Genomic DNA, 21169 nt, shown 5'->3' with positions numbered 1-21169 from the left:
GCATAAAGCTTTGGGGGAAACGGTTGAAGCCAATAAGAGAGGGGATAAGAAAATGAGTACTCAAACCATTGCAAGCCTACTAGATATTAAAGCGACGGTTGATCGTTTAGCTATGAGCACGCCTGTTACGGATATGCATACGCATCTATATGCTCCTGAATTTGGGGAACTGCTATTATGGGGCATCGATGAGCTGTTGACTTATCATTACTTAATTTCAGAGTCGTTCAGATGGTCAGAGGAGGAGTACAGCCAATTCTGGTCGATGACAAAGCGTGAGCAGGCGGACTGGATATGGAAGCAGCTGTTCATTGATCATTCTCCTGTAAGCGAAGCTGCAAGCGGATTTATTACGATTCTTAAACGTCTTGGATTCGATGTATCCTCACGCAATCTGGACGATTACCGGCAAGCACTTGCGAAGCGTACGGTAGAACAGCAGGTAGATACGGTCATGCAGATCGCTGGAATTGAGAAAATCGTCATGACGAACGATCCGTTTGATCCTGTTGAACGTCCCGTTTGGCTGTCAGGCAAAGGAAAAACGGATGCCCGTTTCTATGCAGCGCTGCGAGTTGATGCGCTTCTTAATGATTGGGATCATGCGGTGAAAGAGCTGCAAAATCTTGGTTATGATGTACAAGCGGAATGGTCTGAGCGGACAAAGGCAGAAACAAGACGTTTTCTCTCGGAATGGATTACTCGGATGGATGCGCTTTATCTTGCCGTGTCGATGCCTGGTGATTTTGAATATCCAGCCGATGATCATCGAAGCAAGATGATTGATGAGGTTATGATCCCTGTATGCCAAGCAAAAAGTATTCCGTTTGCGTTAATGATTGGCGTTCGCAGACGGGTGAACCCATCACTCAGATTAGCAGGCGATATGAGCATGTTGTCTGATGTATCTGCAGTGGAAGCTTTATGCCGCCGTTACCCCGAGCAGAAGTTTCTCATCACGATGCTGGCAAGAGAAAATCAACATGAATTAACAGTGCTTGCCCGTAAGTTCCGGAATCTGATGATATTTGGCTGCTGGTGGTTTCTGCATATTGAATCGATGGTTGAGGAAATGACACGTTTCCGCATAGAGCTTCTAGGCACTTCGATGATTCCTCAGCACTCCGATTGTCGTGTGTTTGAGCAATTGATTTACAAATGGGAGCATTCTAGAAAAATCATTGGCAATGTTCTTGCAGCGAAATACGAGAAGCTGCATCATAGTGGATGGACGGTGACAGAAGAGGAGATCAAGCGGGATCTGGATGATATGCTGAATCGAAACTTCTGGCGTTTCCTAGACAAAGAGTAATCCATTTAAGGTTATTCATTAAAAATGCTCAAGGTGATTCTATCCGTAAAATGCGGTGTGGATCACCTTTTCTTATGGCAATGGCGGATATGGAAACACTGGAAATATTGCTCAAAATAACTATTGAAATCGATTTCATTATTTGATATATTATTAAATATCAACTTGATAGCGCTTTATTTGTTTATATCTGACAAAATTTATAGCAAAGGTCGAATCTTATGGATGTTAATATCGTTGATGTAGCTAAAGCGGCAARGGTATCACCGACTACTGTCTCGCGCGTGTTAAACAATAACCCGCTCGTTAAGAACAAAACGAGGGAAAAGGTTCTCATGGTTATTGAGCAGATGAACTACGTTCCCAATGCTGCAGCCAAAAATCTACGCCAGCAAAAAACGTTTACTATTGGAATAATTGTGCCTGATATTATGGTTGCCTATTACTCTAATTTAGTAAAAGGAATTCAGAACAAGGCGCATTTGGAGAAATTTAAAGTCATTATCTGCGATACCCAAAACAGCAGAGAAATTGAGCTCGGATATCTTCAAATGTTAACGAACAGAACGGTTGACGGCATGATCCTGATTGAGTCGTTACTGCCGAAAGAGACGGTTATGGAGCTGCTCGAAAGAGGTTATGTCATAGGGTCTATTGGACGCAGTATCCTGGATTCCAGAATTTATAACGTCCAAACGAATACGACAGAGGTCGCCATGCACGTGATTGAGCATCTCATCGAGCAGGGGCACAAAGATATAGCATTCATAAGCGGCTATAATGATGCTATCGATAGCTTGGATCGTCTGGAAGGCTACATCAAAGGATTAGAAAAACACGGAATTCCGTTCCGGCCAGAGCTTGTGGAAAATGGCGATTTCAACAAAAAAGGCGGATACTCAGCTTTAAAGCGCCTTTGGGATGCAGGGCAGAAGTTCACAGCTGTTTTTTCTGCCAATGATGAGATGGCATTAGGCATTTATGCCGCGTGCAGAGAAGCGAATGTAAGAATCCCTCAGGATCTAGCTGTTTTTGGCGTAGACAATGAAAGAGTTTCGAGATATTTGGTGCCTCAGCTTAGCACGGTTAATCAATTAAAGATTGAAATGGGCTATGCTGCTGCGGAAATGCTTATCAAGAAAATTAAGGGTGAGATGGCGGACGACGATGAGCGTATTGTCGTTGTTGATTCTCAGCTGTGCATTCGTGCTTCTTCTAATTATAAAAGAGTGCAATCATAATTTCAGATTATGAATATCTCTTTTTCACAAAATGAAATCGATACCATTTTAAAATATAGCCGCTTTGCATACAAGAGACACGGCTTCCATGTTCTCRTATGCGACAGCAACCATTTATGAAATCGTTTTCAAAAAGTAATGCCTAACCTTAGGTACATGCAAGTGTATCCATATATCATTTGAAGAAAAAGGGGATAGTGAAATGAACAGTAAGAAAATATTTTCATTATTACTGGTATTGTCGTTATTCGTCACCGTATTAGCTGCCTGTTCGGGCGGGAACAACAAAACAAATGAAGGATCTACTTCTACTGCTACGAATAAGCCGACAGAGGACAATACCAAGGCAGAAGAGACGCCATCATGGCAAACAGAGAAAATTACATTAAAGTTTGCAAGCTGGGAAGACCCGAAGATGGAAGGCGAAATGATAAAAGCCTTCATGGCAAAATATCCGAATATTACAGTAGAGAAAGACGAAACGATCAACTGGCCTTGGACAGATGCTTTGACTGCAGCAGCCAGCGCGAGCAAATTGCCTGACGTGTTCTGGGTAGAAAGTGTACCTGTAGGCGTAGAGAACGAATGGCTGCTCGATCTGTCACCATATTGGGATCAAGATGAGGAAACGCAGGCTATTTATCCGAATATTGCGAAGCAAGCGGTTTATGGCGGGAAGCGCCTAGCATCGCCTACTTTCCAGTTTATTATGGGTGTCTATGTGAATAAAACGCTGCTTGAGAAAAACAACATTCCGCTTCCTGGATATAATTGGACCATTACAGAGATGATCGACATCGCCAAGAAGGTATCCAAGCCTTCGGAACATATTTATGGGATTTCAGGCCCGTGGGGCAATCTATCTTTCAATGAACACTGGCCAATGGCGAATGATAGTGCGCTAGGCTACAACACATTTGATGGTGAGAAATTCCATTTCACGAATCAGCAGTGGATCGATGGCTACAACCAACAGCTTGAGCTTCGCAGGTTGAAAGTGGAAGAAAAAATGACTGGCGAAGAAAAAACAAAAGTATTCGGCGAAGAAGGAGCTTGGCCGCTGCAGAAAGGGCATGTCGCACTCGGAATTGACGGTTCTTGGAATATGAATTCCTTGCCGCCGGAAATGGAAAAGTCGGGAGCTGGCGTCGTAGATTTCTATCCATACCCAGCTGGCAATGCGGGACAAAAGATGCCTGTAGTCCTTGACTATATCGGTGTATCCTCCACAACCAAACATCCAGAAGCTGCTTATGAGCTGATGAAATTTATGTCATGGAGCAAGGACGGCTGGCTGAAGCGTCTTGAGCTGAACAAGGAATTGAACATCAATATCGATAAATTCCCAGTTGCTGATTTCCCTGAGGTATGGGAGAAGCTGACGGGCGAGCTGAAACTAGACGGTGCGAAAGCAGCCATTGGATTGCTCGGCGATGCAGTTCCAGATTATAACAAGGTTCTTCCGGGCTGGAGAGAATTCAGTGCTTGGGCATCCGATGAACAAAAAATATATGAGAAGTTCGCAAACGGTGAATTGAAGCCTGCTGATAAAGCGAAAGAAATGGAAGACAAAGCAAATGAGTTCGTAGGTCAAGCGCTGCAAAGATTAAGTCAATAATACAGATTGACCGTAGATGCGGAAGAAGCTATATGATCTTTCGCATCTGCGGCATTAATGAAGCATAGGCAGGGAAGAGACCATGAAAAAAACTTATCAAATCTTACTGATATGCTTGATGATTGCAGCTCTTCTTGCTAGCGGACTCCCGGGATCGTTAGTACAAGCTGAATCGGAGCAAGCGGCAGCGCCCAAGGCAGAAGGCTCAGCGGATGCGCTTAATCTGATAGAGAAGACCTATTCAGAAAAGCTAAAAGAGTGGTCTGAGGTTCCTATCATTCCAAACGCAAACATCATCGTTTCACCTGCCAAAAATGTGGAAAACGCAGCATTACTAGTCTCTCTACAGGATAGCTTCAATTACGGTCAGGAGACACTTCGTTGGAATAAAGACGCAAAGATCACGTTCGACATTCATGTTGAAAAAACGGGGTTATATCAGCTAGCGTTTGACTATTACATGCTGGATGACAGCATTTTGCCCACAGAGGGTTATTTGCAAATCAATGGACAATACCAGTTCTATGAAAGCCGTCATATTTTGTTTCCTAGCAGATGGGAGAACAAACCTCTTGCAGAAAAGTGGGATCGTTATGGCAACGAGCTGCTGCCGCGTTCCCAGAAAGTGAAGTTATGGCAGACGGTATATGCCATGGATTCTAGTTATTTTCATATGGAGCCTTTAAAGTTTCAATTAAAAGAAGGCTTGAACTCCGTTACGTTAGTCAATACCAGGGGAGAGTTGCTGCTTGGCGATGTGAGAGTAGAAGCCCCTGCCCAAATACAAACATATGAAAAGTATTTAAAGAGCTTCCCAGCAGAAGAAACTGGTGCTGAGCGTATCGACACACTGCTCATAACTGAAGCGGAGCAAATGCTATATAAAAACGATTCCTCCATCAGAGCAGCCTCGTCACGCGATAGCAAGGTGACGCCCTACGAAACGAACAAGCTGCTGCTCAATATGATCGATGCGGGTTCCTATGAAGAAGGCGGTCAATCGTTAACATGGGAGCTGGAGGTTCCCAAGGATGGGTACTATCAAATTGCTTTGAAATACTTGCAAAGTACTCAATATGATTTGCCCGTGTTTCGCCGAATTGAGCTCGATGGCGTAGTTCCATTCCGCGAGGTGGACAATTATGCTTTTCATTATACGAAAAAATGGCGGAATGAGACGCTTGGCAGTGAGGATAAGCCTTATCAATTTTATATGACGAAGGGCAAGCATACGCTCAGCATGACAGTGAATTTATCACATATGCGTCCTCTAGCAGAGGATATCTTCACCAAAATGAGAGAGATCAGCCGCATGACGCTAGAAATCAAGAAGCTGACAGGAAATAAACTAGATTTGTATAGAGATTGGAATCTACTTGAATACATGCCGGAACTAGATAAACAGCTCTCTGGCTGGGCGGATGATCTTGATCAACGCTTTGAAGAGATTAGCCTGCTTAACCCGAAGGTGAAGGAAATCGGCGAAATTGTCAATTTGAAGCTGGCATCGAAGCAATTGCGATCCCTTGCGAAGGACCCCAACGAATTGCCCAATCGCTTAAATCTGTTTTCTGAAGGGTCGGCGTCAGCTTCTCAATTGCTAGGTACGCTTTTGCAGAGCATTTCGGAGTCGCCGCTTGCACTTGACCGGATTTATGTTTCTCAGGATGGCAAGCTGCCATCTCCAAATGCAGGTTTTTTCAAGAAATCAGGGGAAACGGTTAAACGCTTTTTCTTATCCTTTACGAAACAATCCTATTCAAGCTCAAACAAAATAAATGGTGAGCTGGAGGTTTGGGTCAATCGCCCAAGACCTTTCGTTGAGCTCATGCAGAAGATGATCGATGAGCAGTTTACGCCGGAATCGGGCATTGCCGTTAAGCTGTCCATTATGCCGGACGAGAATAAGCTCGTTCTGGCTAACGCATCCAATCGTCAGCCGGATGTTGCTCTTGGAGTGAGCAACTGGATTCCCTATGAACTGGCCATTCGGAATGCGGCTATGGATTTGCGGCAATTCGCTGGTTACGAGGAGAGCATCAAGCGGTTCTCCAAAGGTGCGATTATTCCATTTTCGTTCGAGGAAGGCGTATATGCATTGCCGGAAACGCAAAATTTCTGGGTGCTATTTTACCGCCAGGATATTTTGGATTCGCTGAAGCTGTCGCCGCCGGATACGTGGCAGGACGTGGTTGAGATGCTGCCTGAGCTGCAGCGGCTTGGCATGAACTTCTATGAGCCGCTTGCCCAGTACAAGGGCTTCAAGCCCTTTAATGCAACGACGCCGTTTATTTATCAATTCGACGGAGAATTGTTTGATGAGAGCGGGATGAACACCGCAATCGACAGTGAGCAAGCGCTTGAGGGCATGAAGTTTATGACCGACTTGTTTACTATCTACAACTTGCCGCAGGACGTACCGAATTTCTATCACCATTTCCGTTACGGCACGATGCCGGTAGGGATATCTGATTTCAATAYGTACATTCAATTGAAGGCGGCTGCACCGGAAATCGCCAACACATGGAAGATCGCGCTGCATCCAGGCGTGGAGAAGCCGGACGGAACGGTAGCAAGATGGGCGCCGACAGGCGGACAGACGGGAATGATTTTTAAAGGCACCGACTATGCAGAGGAATCTTGGAAGTTCCTCGATTGGTGGTTGTCAACATCGGTTCAGGTCGAATTTGCCAATCTCATGCAGACTACCTATGGCATGACATTCATGTGGAACACGGCCAATCTGGAAGCGCTCGAGCAGGTACCATGGCCAGAGGAAGACAAAGAGGTTATTTCCGAGCAGTTCAAATGGGTGAGAGAACCTTCTCGCGTGCCAGGCGCTTATATGGTCGAGCGGGAAATTAGCAATGTTTGGAACAGGGTTGTCTTTAACGGGGATAATCCGCGAACGGCCATTGATGATGCTGTAGTACGGACTAATCGTGAAATCATGCGGAAGATGGAAGAGTTCGGCTATTATGCGAATGGCAAAATGATCAGGCCGTATCCGGTTCCGACCATATCATCGATAGACAAGTGGGTTGAGCGAAAATGAAGACACGCAGATTTAATGAGGCTTACCTATTTCTGACGCCTTATCTTTTGATGTTCGGCACGTTTATTATTATCCCGGTAGTGGTAGCGGCAGGCCTCTCCCTTACTTATTTCAATACGGTAGAGGCGCCGGAGTGGATCGGCTTCAAAAACTATATCGATCTGCTTACGCACGATGAAATCTTTATGCAAAATGTTCTGCCCAACACGATAAAGTTTGCTTTGATCGTAGGACCGGGCGGCTATGTCATTTCATTTCTGCTTGCTTGGATGCTGGCACAAGTTCCGAGCAAGCCGCGCACCATTCTTGCCCTTATTATTTATTCTCCTTCGATGACAATGGGAGTAGCGATGTCGGTCGTATGGACGATTATATTCAGCGGCGATCAAGCGGGATATATTAACTCCTTGCTGCTTAATTTAGGGCTGATCAACGCCCCTATACAGTGGCTGCAGTCACCGGAATATTTGATGACGATCATGATTGTCGTGTCATTATGGAGCAGCATGGGAGTTGGTTTCCTTGCCATGCTTGCAGGTGTTCTGAACATTGATCAAACGATATACGAAGCGGGTTATATCGATGGAATCCAGAATCGTTTTCAAGAAATTATTTATATTACGATTCCTTCGATGAGGCCGCAGATGCTGTTTGGCGCGGTCATGGCGGTTGTAACAACGTTCCAAGCCGGTGAGATTGGTGTTCAGTTATCAGGCGGCAACCCAACGCCGCAAAACTCAGGGCAGTTGATCGTCAACCATATTGCTGATTATGGCCTCATTCGCTATGAGATGGGGTATGCGAGCGCGATTTCTGTTGTGCTGCTGATCGGGGTATATATGCTGTCTAAGCTTTCGTGGAAATTATTCGGTGAGAAAGAGTAGGGGGTGCAAGTTTTGTCTTATCAAGGTACAAAAGTTAATCCGACCAAGTTTCACAAAAGTCAGCTGAAATTTTATGCCATTCTTATTCCTTTGGCGTTTTTTATGATGCTGCCAATCATATTTATCATCTCGCATGCATTCAAGCCGATTGATGAGCTGTTTGCATTCCCGCCGCGCTTTCTCGTACAGAAGCCGACATTTGATAACTTTAGAGATTTGTTTTTTACGACGTCGACATCAGGTATTCCGTTCAGCCGTTTTATATTCAACAGCTTGCTCGTAACGATCTCTGTCATGTTCTTTTCGGTATTTATTAGCGCGTTGGCTGCCTATGCAATGGCCAAGATGAAATTCAAGCTGCGCAAGGTGTTGTTTGAGGTAAACACGCTTGCCCTCATGTTCGTGCCAATCGCGGTACAAATTCCGCGCTACTTGGTCGTAGATCAGACCGGTATGTTGGACACTTATTTTGCTCATATTTTGCCGCTGCTGGCCATGCCAATTGGGCTGTTCCTGCTGAAGCAATTTATTGATCAAGTGCCCGAGGAGCTGAAGGAAGCGGCCATTATCGATGGAGCGAGTGAATTTACGGTATTCAGGAAGGTCATTGTACCTGTCATTATGCCCGCGCTTGCTACAGTCGCCATTCTTGCTTTTCAGGCGGTATGGAACAATGTCGAGACTTCAAATTATTATGTCAACGATGAAAGCTTGAAGACATTATCGTTCTTCATGAGCTCGGTTGCGTCGGGGTCCGGCAACACCATCGCGGGTCAAGGCATGTCGGCAGCTGCATCGCTGCTTATGTTCGTTCCGAACCTCGTCATTTTTATACTGCTGCAAAGCAAAGTGATGAACACAATGGCGCATTCAGGACTGAAATAGAGGAGACTCCGATGAAGAACATTAACGGCAAGGTTTTGTTGCTTGTTCTCGCCGTCTTCCTATGGCTTGATTCCTCATCCATGGTGCTCGCTGAAGCGCCTTACAAGACCTATACGGAAGACCATAACAGGCAATTTGTACGAACGCAGGATGCATATCATCCAGCAGGTTCAATAGAGAAGGTAGGAGATCTTGAGTTTTCCGGGCCTTCCGATATTTATATCGATGCGCGCAACCAAATCTATGTTGCAGATACGAACAATCATCGTATCGTGGTCCTCGATGACGAGGGGCAATTCATACGGGTCATCGGTGAAGAGGTTTTGCAGACGCCGGTTGGTGTATTCGTTGACCATAAAGGCGATGTGTACGCAGCGGACAGCGGACTTAATCAAGTCGTTAAATTTGGCGCTGACCATGCGGTAAAGCAAATCTTTGCGAGGCCGGAATCGCCGCTCTTTGGCAAAAACAATCCCTTTAAGCCGATGAAGGTGACGGTCGATAAGCGCGGAAACGTATATATCATAAGCGAGGGATCGACTAACGGCGTCGTGCAGATGAGCTCAAATGGCGATTTTCTTGGCTATTTTGGCAGCAATGAATCCAAAGCGAGCTTTCGTATTATGCTGGAGCGATTTTTGTTTACCGATGCACAGCGAGCGAAGTTATTCAAAAATGTACCGCCTTCTGCTACAAGCATCGACATTGATCAGAAGGGGTTAATTTATACGATAACCCAAGGCGACGAGGGAAGATCTGTCAAACGATTTAATATTTCCGGCTTCAATTTATTGCCTGCGGATATGACTTTTCATCCGCTGTATACAGATCTATTTATTTCGAAGAGCGGCAACATTTATACGATTAGCCAAACCGGCATTATTTTCGAATATGACACAGAGGGCAATTTGCTGTTCTCGTTCGGTGCACCCGATGATGGGAAGTCGCGGATCGGCATGTTCATTAATGCGGCTGGCATTGCAGTAGATGCAGGCGAAAATATTTATGTCGTCGACAAGGAAAGAAATAATATTCAAATCTTTAAGCCAACCGAGTTTACGAGTATGGTTCATCACGCGCTTGAGCTTTATAAGGAAGGGCACTACGTCAAGAGCCGTGAGCCGTGGAGTCAGGTGCTGAACAAAAACAACTTGTTCGACCTTGCGCATAAAGGACTGGCAGATGCCTACTACAAGCAGCAATTATATGCGGAAGCGATCGAGGAATATGTTATTGCGAACGATAAGGAAGGGTATTCCAATGCCTTCTGGGAAATTCGCAATCGCTGGCTGCAAAACAACTTGATTTATGTGCTGTATGTCGGAATTATTTTGTTCGTGCTGCGGATATTGGTGCGCTGGCTGCAGCGGAAAACAGGGGTATTTCATTCCGTTATTCGGTTGAAAGAGCAAGTTTTCTCAGCAGCGTTTATTCGGCATGTTATGTTTGTTTCCCGATTTATTAAAAGCCCTTTTGAAGGCTTTTATGGCATCAAGGAGGAACGGAAGGTTTCCCTTTGGTCCGCGTCGTTCTTGTATGTGCTTTTCTTTGCCGAATATGTGTTTGCACTTTATTACACCGGCTTTATATTCAACAACGTGGAGCCTTCCAGCTTGATTTTGATGAAGGAGATTGCCAAAGTATTTGCGCCGATTGCGCTGTGGATTATCGCGAATTACTTGGTGAGTACAATCAATGAAGGCGAGGGCAAATTTTCAGAAGTGTACAAAGGTACMATTTATGCTATGGCACCGTACTTGTTGTTCAGCCCTATCATCGTCATCGTCTCGAATGTACTGACGAACAATGACGCGTTCCTGTACAGCTTCTCAAGCAACATCATCGTCGTGTGGTGTGCGGTTCTCCTATTTATTATGGTGAAGGAAGTGCATGACTACACGGTCCGCGAGACGATTCGCAATATTTTGATCACCTTATTTGGCATGCTGATTCTGAGCTTAGTTGCATTTATTGTGTATGTGCTGCTCGATCAGGTATTTGATTTTGTTTATTCTGTCATACGGGAGCTGATGATACGTGCGGAACTCTAAATGGATTAGACCAGTCGTAACCGCCGTCATCATAGCTGCAGCCATTGCCATCGTATATGTCCTGTTTTTTGGTAACGGCCGCTCTAGCAGGGAGACGGGTGCGATTCCAGATTCGGAGCTGCAGTCCGCGTTTCCTGATCATGAAGAGGCAGGGTCAAAGTTATCCTCCGATTATCGCAAGGTGGCGGAGAATGAACATCTTGAGCTGTATCTCAAAGAACAAAGCTTGTCCATTCAAGTGAAGGATAAGCGCTCAGGCTACATGTGGTCTTCCGAAATCATCGACACGGAATCCAATGAATCTTGGAAAAATTTTATGGCATCGGGATTGTCTCTTGATTATTTCGAAGAGAGCAAGCCGAATGCAACGCGAACGGATCTTGTCTCTCAAGCGAATAAATCGATAACCCTCGAGTCGCTTGAAAAAGGATTTAAAGCGATTATTCGTTTAAACGATCTGAAGCTTGGAATGGAGCTGCATGTATCGCTGGAGAAGGATCAATTGGTGGTTCGGATTCCACAGCAAAGCATTCTTGAGGGAAATAAAACGAAGCTTGGGTCCGTATATGTTTATCCGTTCCTTGGAGCGACTAAGGCTAATGAAGTAAATGGTTATATGTTCATTCCAGATGGATCAGGTGCAATAATCCGGCTTGCAGACAATAAGGGGAAATTCAAAATCCCGTATGAAGCGAAGATTTATGGCACGAACGAAGGCATCGAAACGGTTAACCGTGATATTTTCACAAATCCGCCGCTCACCGTGCAATATCCCGTATTCGGAATGGTTCACGCTGAAGGCGGCAACGGACTATTCGGCATCGTAGAGAATGGTCAATATAATGCCAAAATCGTTGCGTATCCGAATGGAGTCAATACGCCATACAACTGGACGACGGCACAATTTCTATCTAGGGAATCATATCTCCAGCCAACGAGCCGGTCACTTGGCGGTGTCATCGTCTATGAGAAGGCTCGCAATCCAGAGGATATGAAAATTCGCTATACGTTCTTGAGCGGCAAGGACGCAAGTTATGTTGGCATGGCCAAGACGTATCAAGCGTACTTGGAGGAGAAATCGATTCTTGTGAGAGATGAAGGGAAAGCAGACACTGCCATTCCTCTGCAAATGGATGTTCTTGGTGCTGAAACCGAAAATGGCATGTTCGCCAAGCGCCTCATTCCGATGACGACTGTATCGCAGCTGGAAGAGATGCTCGGAGATATGAAGAAAAATGGCATCGGAAATGTGAATGTAGTTTATAAGGGCTGGAATGAAGGCGGGTATTCAGGAACGAATCCATCGCCCGTGAAATATGAGTCAGCGCTTGGCTCGAAGAAGGATTTCGAGCGACTCGCAGCATCGCTTCGGGAAAGCGGAAATCCGCTTCATTTGTACAGCGACTTTACGACAGGCAATGAAGCATCCAAACGATTCTCTGCGCAGACGGATGCCGCCAAAAAAATCGATAAGTCAATATTGACGATACCAACCTATGAGGAAGTATACGGGACCATCTATTACTTATCTGCCGAAGCAACGAGCATGCTGGTTAAACAAAATACAAAGCAATATATGAGCCAGAACGTAAGCGGAATTGCTGTAGATAAGACGGGCTCTGTGTTATTCTCCGAGATGGCGGGCAAAAGCCGTTCAAGCCGCAGCCAAACAGCAGAATCATATAAAGCTGCTATGCAAGGCTTGTCGGATGCCATTCCATCCTTCCTCATGTATGCGCCAAATGATTATATGCTTCCTTATGCCGATCAAGTGCTAGACGTGCCGATGGAGTCATCGCAATATATTTATATCAGTGAAACGGTGCCATTTGTACAAATGGTGCTGAAGGGCTATAAGGATTATTTTGCCCCTTATAGCAACTTCTTCGCTAATCCGCAGGCAAGCCTGCTGCGCATGATCGAGACAGGTTCTTATCCATCCTATTATTTGACGCATGAGACATCGTATAAACTGAAGCATACTAATTCGAATGATGTTTACACGTCTGCATATAAGGATTGGCGTGATTCGATGACGGAGACTTATCGCATTTTAGATGAAGCGCTGAAGCCGACAATAGGTGCGAAGATGCAGAACCATGAGCGTCTAAGCGATGGCATTGTTAAGGTTTCTTATGACAACGGAGTCGAAGTGCTCGTGAATTACACGAATCGCGACTATCTATGGGAAGGCGTTAGCGTTCCGCCAAAAGGCTTTCAAGTAATCGAGGTGAACCGCTGATGGCCAAAATCATAATGACCAACAAACGTAGAAAGGCGATTATCGGTCTGGCGTTTGTGTCGCCATGGATCGTAGGATTTTTTGTTTTCACTTTATATCCGATGCTATACTCCTTATTTCTTAGCTTCCATCAAGTGAAAATTACACCTGTCGGCGTGAAAACAAAGTATATCGGCTTTGAAAATTTCAATTATGCATTTTTCTCCGATCCCGTGTTTGTAGAGAAAATATTGAATTATGTTATGGAAATGATGCTGAACGTACCGATCATTATCGTTTTTTCATTGATCATTGCGCTATTAATCAATCAGAAGATCAAATTTCGAGGCATGTTTCGGACGATATTTTTCCTGCCAGTCATTATAACGAGCGGGCCGGTCATTAACGAGCTGCTTAGCCAGGGTGCGTCCTCCATTCCGAATATAGAGCAATACGGCATGTTCACGATGATTGAGAACAGCTTGAGCCCGATTATTGCGGAGCCTATTCTGTATTTGTTTAAGCAAATCATTATGGTTCTCTGGTTCTCCGGCGTTCAGATTCTTATTTTCCTAGCAGGGCTGCAAAAGGTAGACCGATCCATGTATGAAGCAGCTCGCATCGATGGCGCGTCGGCATGGGAGTCCTTCTGGAAAGTGACGCTGCCAGTGCTTATGCCGCTCGTGATCGTAAATGTAATCTATACGATCGTTTACGTATCGACGTTCGCGCTTAATGAAATTATTATTCTTATCAAAAACAATATGTTCAGCACCATTACCGGATTCGGTTACGCAACCGCGATCGCATGGATTTATTTCATCATTATCATGATCGTGCTTGCGATTTGGACTGGACTGCTCAGAATGAAGAAACGATAAGGAGGAGAGCTGCATGTGGAAAAGACAGACGTTAGTCGCTGCGAGCAAAGTCCGTAAGCTGTTGTTCGGAATGGGAGAAAACGACGGATTTGTGTTCAAGGCTGTAGTATATCTCCTTCTGATCGCGATCGGCTTTGTCTATTTGTATCCGATGTTATTTATGCTGGTGAACAGCTTCATGAGCTTGGATGATTTGGTCAACTCCATGATCAAGTGGATTCCGTCAACGCTGTATGTCGAGAACTATTCGAAGGCGCTGAACGTGCTCGAGTATGAAAAAACGCTTTTGCAAACGATTGGGGTGGCAGGCCTTCCAGCCTTGCTGCAAACGATATCGGCGGGCGTTATCGGTTATGGCTTTGCTCGATTCGAGTTTCCTTTTAAAAAGATATTGTTCGTGCTTATGCTCGTAACCTTTGTTATCCCGCCGCAAATTACGATGATGCCAACATACCTTTTATTTAAGCAATATGGGCTGCTCGGCTCGCTGGAGACGTTTATATATCCGGCCATTCTCGGGCAAGGACTAAAAAGCGCATTGTTTATTCTCATTTTTTATCAGTTTTTTAGAAGCATACCGGATGTGCTGGAGGAGGCTGCGGAAATTGATGGAGCGGGCAGCTTGAAAATCTTTTACCGCGTTGCCGTTCCTATGGCTCTTCCTGCAATCATTATCGTCTTTCTATTCTCGTTTGTATGGTACTGGAATGAAACGTATTTAGCGGGTCTTTATTTCGGAAACGAGCTGACCATATTGCCGCTGGAGCTGCAAAAATTTACAGACAGCTACAATAAGGTGTACCCGCCGGGCACTCCTGGCAGTCAGTTGAATGAAGCGATTAAGCTGGCTGGAACGCTGCTGACGATTGCACCGCTGCTCATTCTCTACTTTGTGCTTCAGCGCTGGTTTGTAGAAGGCGTTGATCGGGCTGGTATTACCGGTGAGTAAGAGGAGGAGCTTGGGTGAAGAGACTTTTCAAGATTTCGAGTGTTTTTATAGCAATTATCTTATTAATAATGGGGTACAGCATGGAAAATAAAAAAGAAGCTCCGCAGCAGAAAAATGGGTGGAAGCTCGTATGGAACGATGAGTTTGATGGCAAAGAAATCGATCAGACCAAATGGAAGCATGTAACCGGAGGATCAGGCTTCGGGAATAATGAAGATCAGTTTTATACAGAGGATGCGGCCAACTCTTATATTGAAGATGGCAAGCTAGTCATCAAAGCGTTGAAGAAGGAGCATGGGGGCAAGCCGTATACGTCCGCGAAATTAATTACGGAGGGCCATGCAGATTGGACGTACGGTCGGTTCGAGATCCGGGCTAAGATGCCGCTTGGCAAAGGAATGTGGCCTGCCATATGGATGATGCCGACGGACATGGAGAAATACGGCGGCTGGCCAAGCAGCGGCGAGATTGACATTATGGAGTATCTTGGACACGAGCCTGAGCAGGTGCATGGTACTTTGCATATGGGTAATCCTCACATTTATAGAGGCGGGAAAGTAAGTCTGGAAGATGGAACGTTCGCAGAAGCGTTTCATGACTTTGCTCTGGAATGGACGCCAAGCGGGATGAAGTGGTACGTCGACGATAAGGAGTTTTATCAGACGACGACATGGTTTACGCGCAAGGATGAGGCTGCGGATAATGAGCCATTCCCTGCACCTTTCGATCGTGCGTTTTTCTTGCAGCTGAATTTGGCCGTTGGCGGCAATTGGCCGGGTTATCCAGATGAGACGACGGTTTTCCCGCAAACATTCGAGCTGGAGTACGTTCGGGTGTATCAGCCGGCAGACGGAAATTATGAGACGGCAAACGATACGGCGAAATAGGAATGATAGATGTGAATTGGAGGAGAAACCGATGGATCTTCGTTTGGTACAGCAAGAAAAGATGAACATGATTCAAACGACGATGGAGCTGCGCGAGGTAAGCGGAGTGGCAGTCCCGTTTCAAAATGGCATTCCTGTACCGTCATTTGATGCACAGCAGCGTTTGAAGCTTGACTTGAAGGGTTTGTGGAAGAAGGAAAGATTTGCTGCGGATCATGATTTCTCATTGTCTGAGCGCAATGATCGGTGGTTCGAGCACGCCCTCCTTGAAGCTGGCGGCCGTACTGAAGTCGACTTTGATGATTCTGCTTGGGCGCAGCGTCAGCTGCCCTTTCCGGAAAATGAAATTCGCGGGAAAGAGGAAGCCCATTCCAGTGAAACGTATCAAGACGGCGTATGGTATCGTCGGACGTTCTGTCTCGATGCAGCATGGGCAAATAAAGCAGTCACACTACATGCGCTCGCGATCAGCTATGTAGCTGACGTTTGGGTCAATGGGCAGTGGGTTGGCTATCATGAAGGAGGCTTTACCCCTTTTGCACTTGATTTGACGCCTTTTGTGAAGATTGGTGAAGCGAACACAATTGCGCTTCGAATCGATAATCCGCCTTGGGGAAGCCGAGTGGATATCATACCGGCGACACCAGGAACTGATTTTTTTAACTACACCGGTGTGATCCATGACCTATACATTAGCGGAACTACCAAATGCCATATACCAAGAGTAAACATCGTACCGCTCGATATTGAGGGGCGTGTGAAGTTTAGTGTCGTTCTGGAAAACCGTGGAGCTGATGCTGTAGAGGTGAGCGTTAGCGGGCAAATTTTTGATGCGGATCATGAAGCCGATGCATTCTTAAACTCTCCTCTCGCAGCGGATATTAAAGGCAAGCAAACAAGATGGACGGGCGATTTAAATTGGACGGCAGCACTGGCTCCTTATGAGACGAAGGTGATGGAAGCGATTGTCCATATTCAAGAGCCTCGTTTATGGGCATTTTGGCAGCCAGAGCTGTATGTAGCGGAATTTGCAGTTGTATATGGGGATTGTACTGCCCAGTTGGATCGTTATGCGTCGCAGTTTGGCGTACGTACAGTTACGACGGAAGGTACAAAGCTGCTGTTGAATGGACGACCGGCATTTCTTGCCGGCGTTGCTCGCCATGAAGAATGGCCGGATACAGGGCGGTCTGCTACTTGGAAGCAAATTCGAGATGATTTGGTTCAAATGAGGCAGTCCATGCATGTTAATTTTGTTAGAACGGCACATTACCCGAACCATGTATACACGTCGTTATTGACGGATCGGCTCGGCCTTGCAACCGTCAGTGAAATTCCGCTTTGGCAATTCACTCGTGAGCATTTTGAGGCACAAGAGCAAAAACGGCTATCCGATCAAATGTGGAGGGAGATGATTTTCTCCCAATACAACTCTCCTTCCGTTCTGATGTGGAGCACGCAAAATGAATCCGTTGAGGTAGAGCTGCGAACGGTTTACAACAAACGTTTAGTGAAGGACCTGAAACAAAATTATGCGGATGGACGTCTCACGACTCAAAGTGCGGCAGCAGACCAGCCAGGTGCGCATGATCCTTCCATGGAGCCGCTGGATTTGGCGGGCTGGACGATGTATTTTGGCATATTCCATGGCAGTACGTATTATGAAGGCACAAAAGATTTTCTGCAAAAAGCGCATGAGCTTTGGCCGGACAAGCCGATATGGAATACCGAGTTTGGGCACTGGTCCTCTGATCGGGATACGATGGCGGCAGAGCAGCTGAAAACCTATAAGGAAACGCTGCAGGCGCTGATGGAACGAGCGGTCATATCTGAAGATGGAGAGGCTCAGCTGAGAAGTGATGGTTTTCTCGTTGGCATCGATTTCTGGATTATGTATGACTGGTACGTGAACCATAACAATTGGATTGATACGTTCGGGATCTATCATATGGATAGAATGACGATGAAGCCGGTTGGAGAAGCGCTGAGTCAGGATTATGCTAGGTACACTGCATTCGAGGGTGGGTTTATTCATCAACCAAAGCGTGAATCGCAATAGATATAAGAAGCAATTTTTCTAATATAGGGCGTTATCCTTTCATCCAAAACCTCATAAAACGAGCCATAGTAATCATTCTATAGGCTCGTTTTGTTTTGCTCATTGGTCTGTTAGTATGGCATACTGAGCAAGACAGATGTGAATCTTTTTTGCCGGCAGTCACGTACCTAAGTAAGACTATAAGAACAAATGGACGACGGAGGCATTCGATGAATAAAGAACAACTAATAGCATTATTTAATAAGGAACAACGGATCGATCAGACTATTGCGGGCTTTCGTCGTGAAGAAGAAGGTGGAATGATTAGGCAGGTTTCCCTTACATGCGGGGAAGGATATGTAACCTACTCAGCATTAACAAATGAAACGGTTCAACATGCGATTAATGAGCAGCTATCTTACTTTGAGCAATTGGATCAGCGGTTTGAGTGGAAGCTATATGACTACGACCAGCCCGCTAATTTAAAGGATAAACTTCTTGAGCATGGATTTACGATTGGAGATCCCGAGGGTTTGCTGGTTATGCAGCTAACAGAAGGAGATTTTATGTTATCCTGTGAAATTCCTTCCTCTATCATACGAATCACAGACGAAGCAGGAATCAATGACATCGTCTCACTGGAAGAAGAAATATGGGGAGAATCACATCGCGAGCTTGGAGAGGAATTAATACGAAATCTGAAAAATGATCCAGATAGCCTGTTCATCTATGCAGCTTATGAAGATGGAAAAGCAGTCAGTGCGGCTTGGATGTATTTGCATGATGGAACTTCCTTTGGAAGCTTATGGGGTGGTTCAACCTTATCTGAATACAGAAATAAAGGGTTGTATACTTCTTTACTTGCTGTACGAGCACAGGCAGCTTGGGAAAATGGATTCCGCTTGCTGACGGTAGATGCTAGTCCGATGAGTCTACCTATTCTGAAGAAAAGGGGCTTTGATCTTCTGGCTTATTCTTATCCATGTGTATCGCCAAGTAAAGAGGAAAGGAAGGAGATAGCTTTTGAATAAAATGTTGGAAATACGCAAGGCGGTCGAGGAGCTTTCTACAGATGATGTGAGACAGGCTCTAAAGTTAGTTATGCTTCAAATTGAGATAGCGGAGCAGAATTTAGAGGCTCGAGAAGATCTTTTTAATAATTTGAAAGAACTTTACGATTCATTGCTGAATTCCCAAAACAATAATAAGAAAGAGCTGGATTCGGCTGTCACGAAAATTCATATTGTGTTTGGAGACTCTGTTGCAGGCAGTTTGAAACTGGCTATTAAACAGCTTGGGTTAGCGGATTCCAATAAGGTCATTACTCTTAATGAAAGCTTCTCTATAGGCCCAATATGGCAGCTGCATACGGAAGAGGGATGGCTTAAGAGGAAGGAGTGGTTTAAAAATCATATTAATGTTGGTTATGACGAATCATATTTTGATATGGAAGAGGAAGCCTTCTCTCACCAAAGCTTATTAGCACAAATTCCAGAGCAAGCTTCAATTGTCATATGGTGTGGTAACAATGCTCATGAACAGACTGGTTTGCGTTATGCGCTTTATTTGCTCAGACACCATTTAAATGGTATTTACGTGTTTAATGCAGAAGAGGCATGCAGCAGAAGGTATAATACACCCGAAACATTCATTAACTATTTGCAATTAGGAGAGGTTCCGGTAGATAAGTTAAAGGCTGTTATAGGTGAAGCAGAGGAAAATGGGCAGACAACTGGCGACATAAGGCAGCAACTGGTGAAGGAATGGCTAGCGCTTGCAGAGCATGATGAGGTGCTGCGTATTTGGAATCAAAGTAAAATTCAACATGTAGATGAAGATTACTTGGATGATTATTTGTTCGAAACGGTAGAGTCGCTGCTGCAGCATAAACCAAAAGATGAATTTATAAAGGCGGCCAGAGTAGTTGGCCAAGCATTGGGCTATTATGAGCAATGTATTGGAGACAGCTATTTCGAATATAGACTGCGCGAGCTTATTTACGCAGGCAAATTAGAAATCAAGGGAGTGCCTCGTGCAATGAGGTTTTATAGTGTAAGGCTGAAATAAGCTCGCATGCTTTCCCTTTTATTTATCCAGATGGAGCTTTCCCGTCATGTCGACGGGAAGGCTTCTTTGGGCTGTGTATCAGAGCAAAAGTCATGTATTTATTTATAGATTAGATTTTGTAGATTGGCGATAGAGAGTTGGCGTTTGCCCTGTAAATCGTTTGAAAAATATGCTAAACGTATGAATGGATGAGAATTGCAGCTCTTCTGCGATTTGCGAGATCGCTTTCGACGTGCTACGTAGCTCGGACTTCGCTTTATCCAAGCATAAGTGACGAACATATTCTCCGAGGGGAATGCCAACGGCATTTTTGAATTCCCTTGCGAGATGCGAGCGGCTAATATGGATAGACTTTGCTAGCTGCTCGGGATCATAGTTATAGCGAACCTCACGATGCAGCTGATTCATTACTTCAGTAATCGCGTCGTTAAGCGGCCTTGGAGGGGCCTCTGCTGCTAATGCTGGATCAAGAAAATGACGGAGCGTCGTCACAAGCAGCTGTTGAAATAACCCCTCCACCATGGGCAAGCTTAAATAAGCTTTATTTTTAATTTCGGTCATTATATGCTCGAAAAGTGCTTTTACTCGGCTATCTTGATCATGAGCGATTCGTTGAAGCCCAATGCGATAAAATTCAGGATACAAATGGTGGAGCCTCTCCAGCCTAAACCCGATGTAATAGAGCTTGAAAGGCTTATGTTTTCCTGCTAATCCAAAATGGATTTCTTCAGGCTTAGTAAGCAGGAGCTGGCCTTTCTCAATTTCATAAACCGTTTTATCGATTTTGTATTGACTGTACCCTTCATCCACGTAGCACAATTCGAAATGATCATGATAATGAATCGATGTGCTCCAGTTTTCATAATGATTCACACCGAGATAATAAATATGGCTCGCATCAGAATCGAAGGGCAATTCGATTCGAAACTCACCATCGTTTTCAATAACAAGATGCTGTTTGGGCACCTCGTTCTTCAATGAATTATTTTCACTCATTCGCGTATCCCTTCTTCTCTTCAAAACAATTACCTTCGATTATACCTTTTCAGCACAAAATCTCAACAAGCAATAATGATCAAA

15 protein-coding genes are annotated in these 21169 nt (G+C 45.0%); 14 read left to right on the top strand and 1 reads right to left on the bottom strand.

The annotated features are described in order from the left end of the window. Positions 1-52 precede the first annotated feature (52 nt). The 14 genes from AC1DPK_RS17160 to AC1DPK_RS17095 all read left to right on the top strand — a co-directional run bounded on the left by AC1DPK_RS17160 (position 53) and on the right by AC1DPK_RS17095 (position 20089). Positions 53-1312 carry a glucuronate isomerase gene (locus tag AC1DPK_RS17160; protein ID WP_477511092.1) on the top strand — a complete coding sequence of 420 codons (1260 nt, stop codon included), beginning with the start codon at positions 53-55 and terminating at the stop codon, positions 1310-1312. Positions 1313-1533: 221 nt separating this feature from the next. Continuing rightward, a complete protein-coding gene (locus tag AC1DPK_RS17155) occupies positions 1534-2553 on the top strand; it encodes a LacI family DNA-binding transcriptional regulator (protein WP_477511091.1) in 1020 nt (339 codons plus the stop codon). 202 nt (positions 2554-2755) lie between these two features. Beyond that, entirely contained in the window at positions 2756-4171 is a 1416-nt protein-coding gene (locus tag AC1DPK_RS17150; RefSeq protein ID WP_477511090.1) for an ABC transporter substrate-binding protein, read from the top strand. A gap of 82 nt (positions 4172-4253) precedes the next feature. Beyond that, the gene (locus AC1DPK_RS17145) at positions 4254-7226 is read left to right on the top strand and encodes an extracellular solute-binding protein (RefSeq protein ID WP_477511089.1); all 2973 of its coding nucleotides are present in this window, start codon (positions 4254-4256) and stop codon (positions 7224-7226) included. Beyond that, on the top strand, positions 7223-8110 hold the full coding sequence (locus AC1DPK_RS17140) for a carbohydrate ABC transporter permease (RefSeq protein WP_441909462.1): 888 nt from the start codon (positions 7223-7225) through the stop codon (positions 8108-8110). Before AC1DPK_RS17145 ends, AC1DPK_RS17140 begins: the two co-directional genes overlap by 4 nt. Positions 8111-8122: 12 nt before the next feature. Then, a complete protein-coding gene (locus AC1DPK_RS17135) occupies positions 8123-8995 on the top strand; it encodes a carbohydrate ABC transporter permease (protein WP_083682583.1) in 873 nt (290 codons plus the stop codon). Between the two features lie 11 nt (positions 8996-9006). Further along, entirely contained in the window at positions 9007-11046 is a 2040-nt protein-coding gene (locus AC1DPK_RS17130; protein ID WP_477511088.1) for a YIP1 family protein, read from the top strand. Next, entirely contained in the window at positions 11033-13288 is a 2256-nt protein-coding gene (locus AC1DPK_RS17125; protein ID WP_477511087.1) for a DUF5696 domain-containing protein, read from the top strand. The genes AC1DPK_RS17130 and AC1DPK_RS17125 overlap by 14 nt, the downstream gene beginning before the upstream one ends. Next, positions 13288-14148: a carbohydrate ABC transporter permease gene (locus AC1DPK_RS17120; RefSeq protein ID WP_083682581.1), complete on the top strand. Its 861-nt coding sequence runs from the start codon at positions 13288-13290 to the stop codon at positions 14146-14148. Before AC1DPK_RS17125 ends, AC1DPK_RS17120 begins: the two co-directional genes overlap by 1 nt. A gap of 13 nt (positions 14149-14161) precedes the next feature. Further along, complete coding sequence (locus tag AC1DPK_RS17115) at positions 14162-15097, top strand: carbohydrate ABC transporter permease (RefSeq protein ID WP_441885345.1); 936 nt, start codon at positions 14162-14164, stop codon at positions 15095-15097. An 80-nt stretch (positions 15098-15177) separates the two neighbouring features. Then, on the top strand, positions 15178-15984 hold the full coding sequence (locus AC1DPK_RS17110; RefSeq protein ID WP_477511086.1) for a glycoside hydrolase family 16 protein: 807 nt from the start codon (positions 15178-15180) through the stop codon (positions 15982-15984). A 31-nt stretch (positions 15985-16015) separates the two neighbouring features. Continuing rightward, entirely contained in the window at positions 16016-18043 is a 2028-nt protein-coding gene (locus tag AC1DPK_RS17105) for a glycoside hydrolase family 2 protein (protein ID WP_477511085.1), read from the top strand. 209 nt (positions 18044-18252) lie between these two features. Then, positions 18253-19053 carry a GNAT family N-acetyltransferase gene (locus tag AC1DPK_RS17100; RefSeq protein WP_477511084.1) on the top strand — a complete coding sequence of 267 codons (801 nt, stop codon included), beginning with the start codon at positions 18253-18255 and terminating at the stop codon, positions 19051-19053. 1 nt (position 19054) lies between these two features. Further along, positions 19055-20089 (top strand): DUF1835 domain-containing protein, encoded by a 1035-nt coding sequence (locus AC1DPK_RS17095; protein WP_477511118.1) that lies wholly within the window; start codon positions 19055-19057, stop codon positions 20087-20089. 102 nt (positions 20090-20191) lie between these two features. Here AC1DPK_RS17095 and AC1DPK_RS17090 read toward each other — a convergent pair whose 3' ends face one another. Continuing rightward, positions 20192-21085 carry an AraC family transcriptional regulator gene (locus AC1DPK_RS17090; RefSeq protein ID WP_441885353.1) on the bottom strand — a complete coding sequence of 298 codons (894 nt, stop codon included), beginning with the start codon at positions 21083-21085 and terminating at the stop codon, positions 20192-20194. Positions 21086-21169: the final 84 nt, after the last annotated feature.

This window comes from Paenibacillus sp. 01T424 (assembly GCF_056398745.1).
Note: the sequence above shows the minus strand (reverse complement) of the source record. Positions and strands in the feature narration are given on the sequence as shown.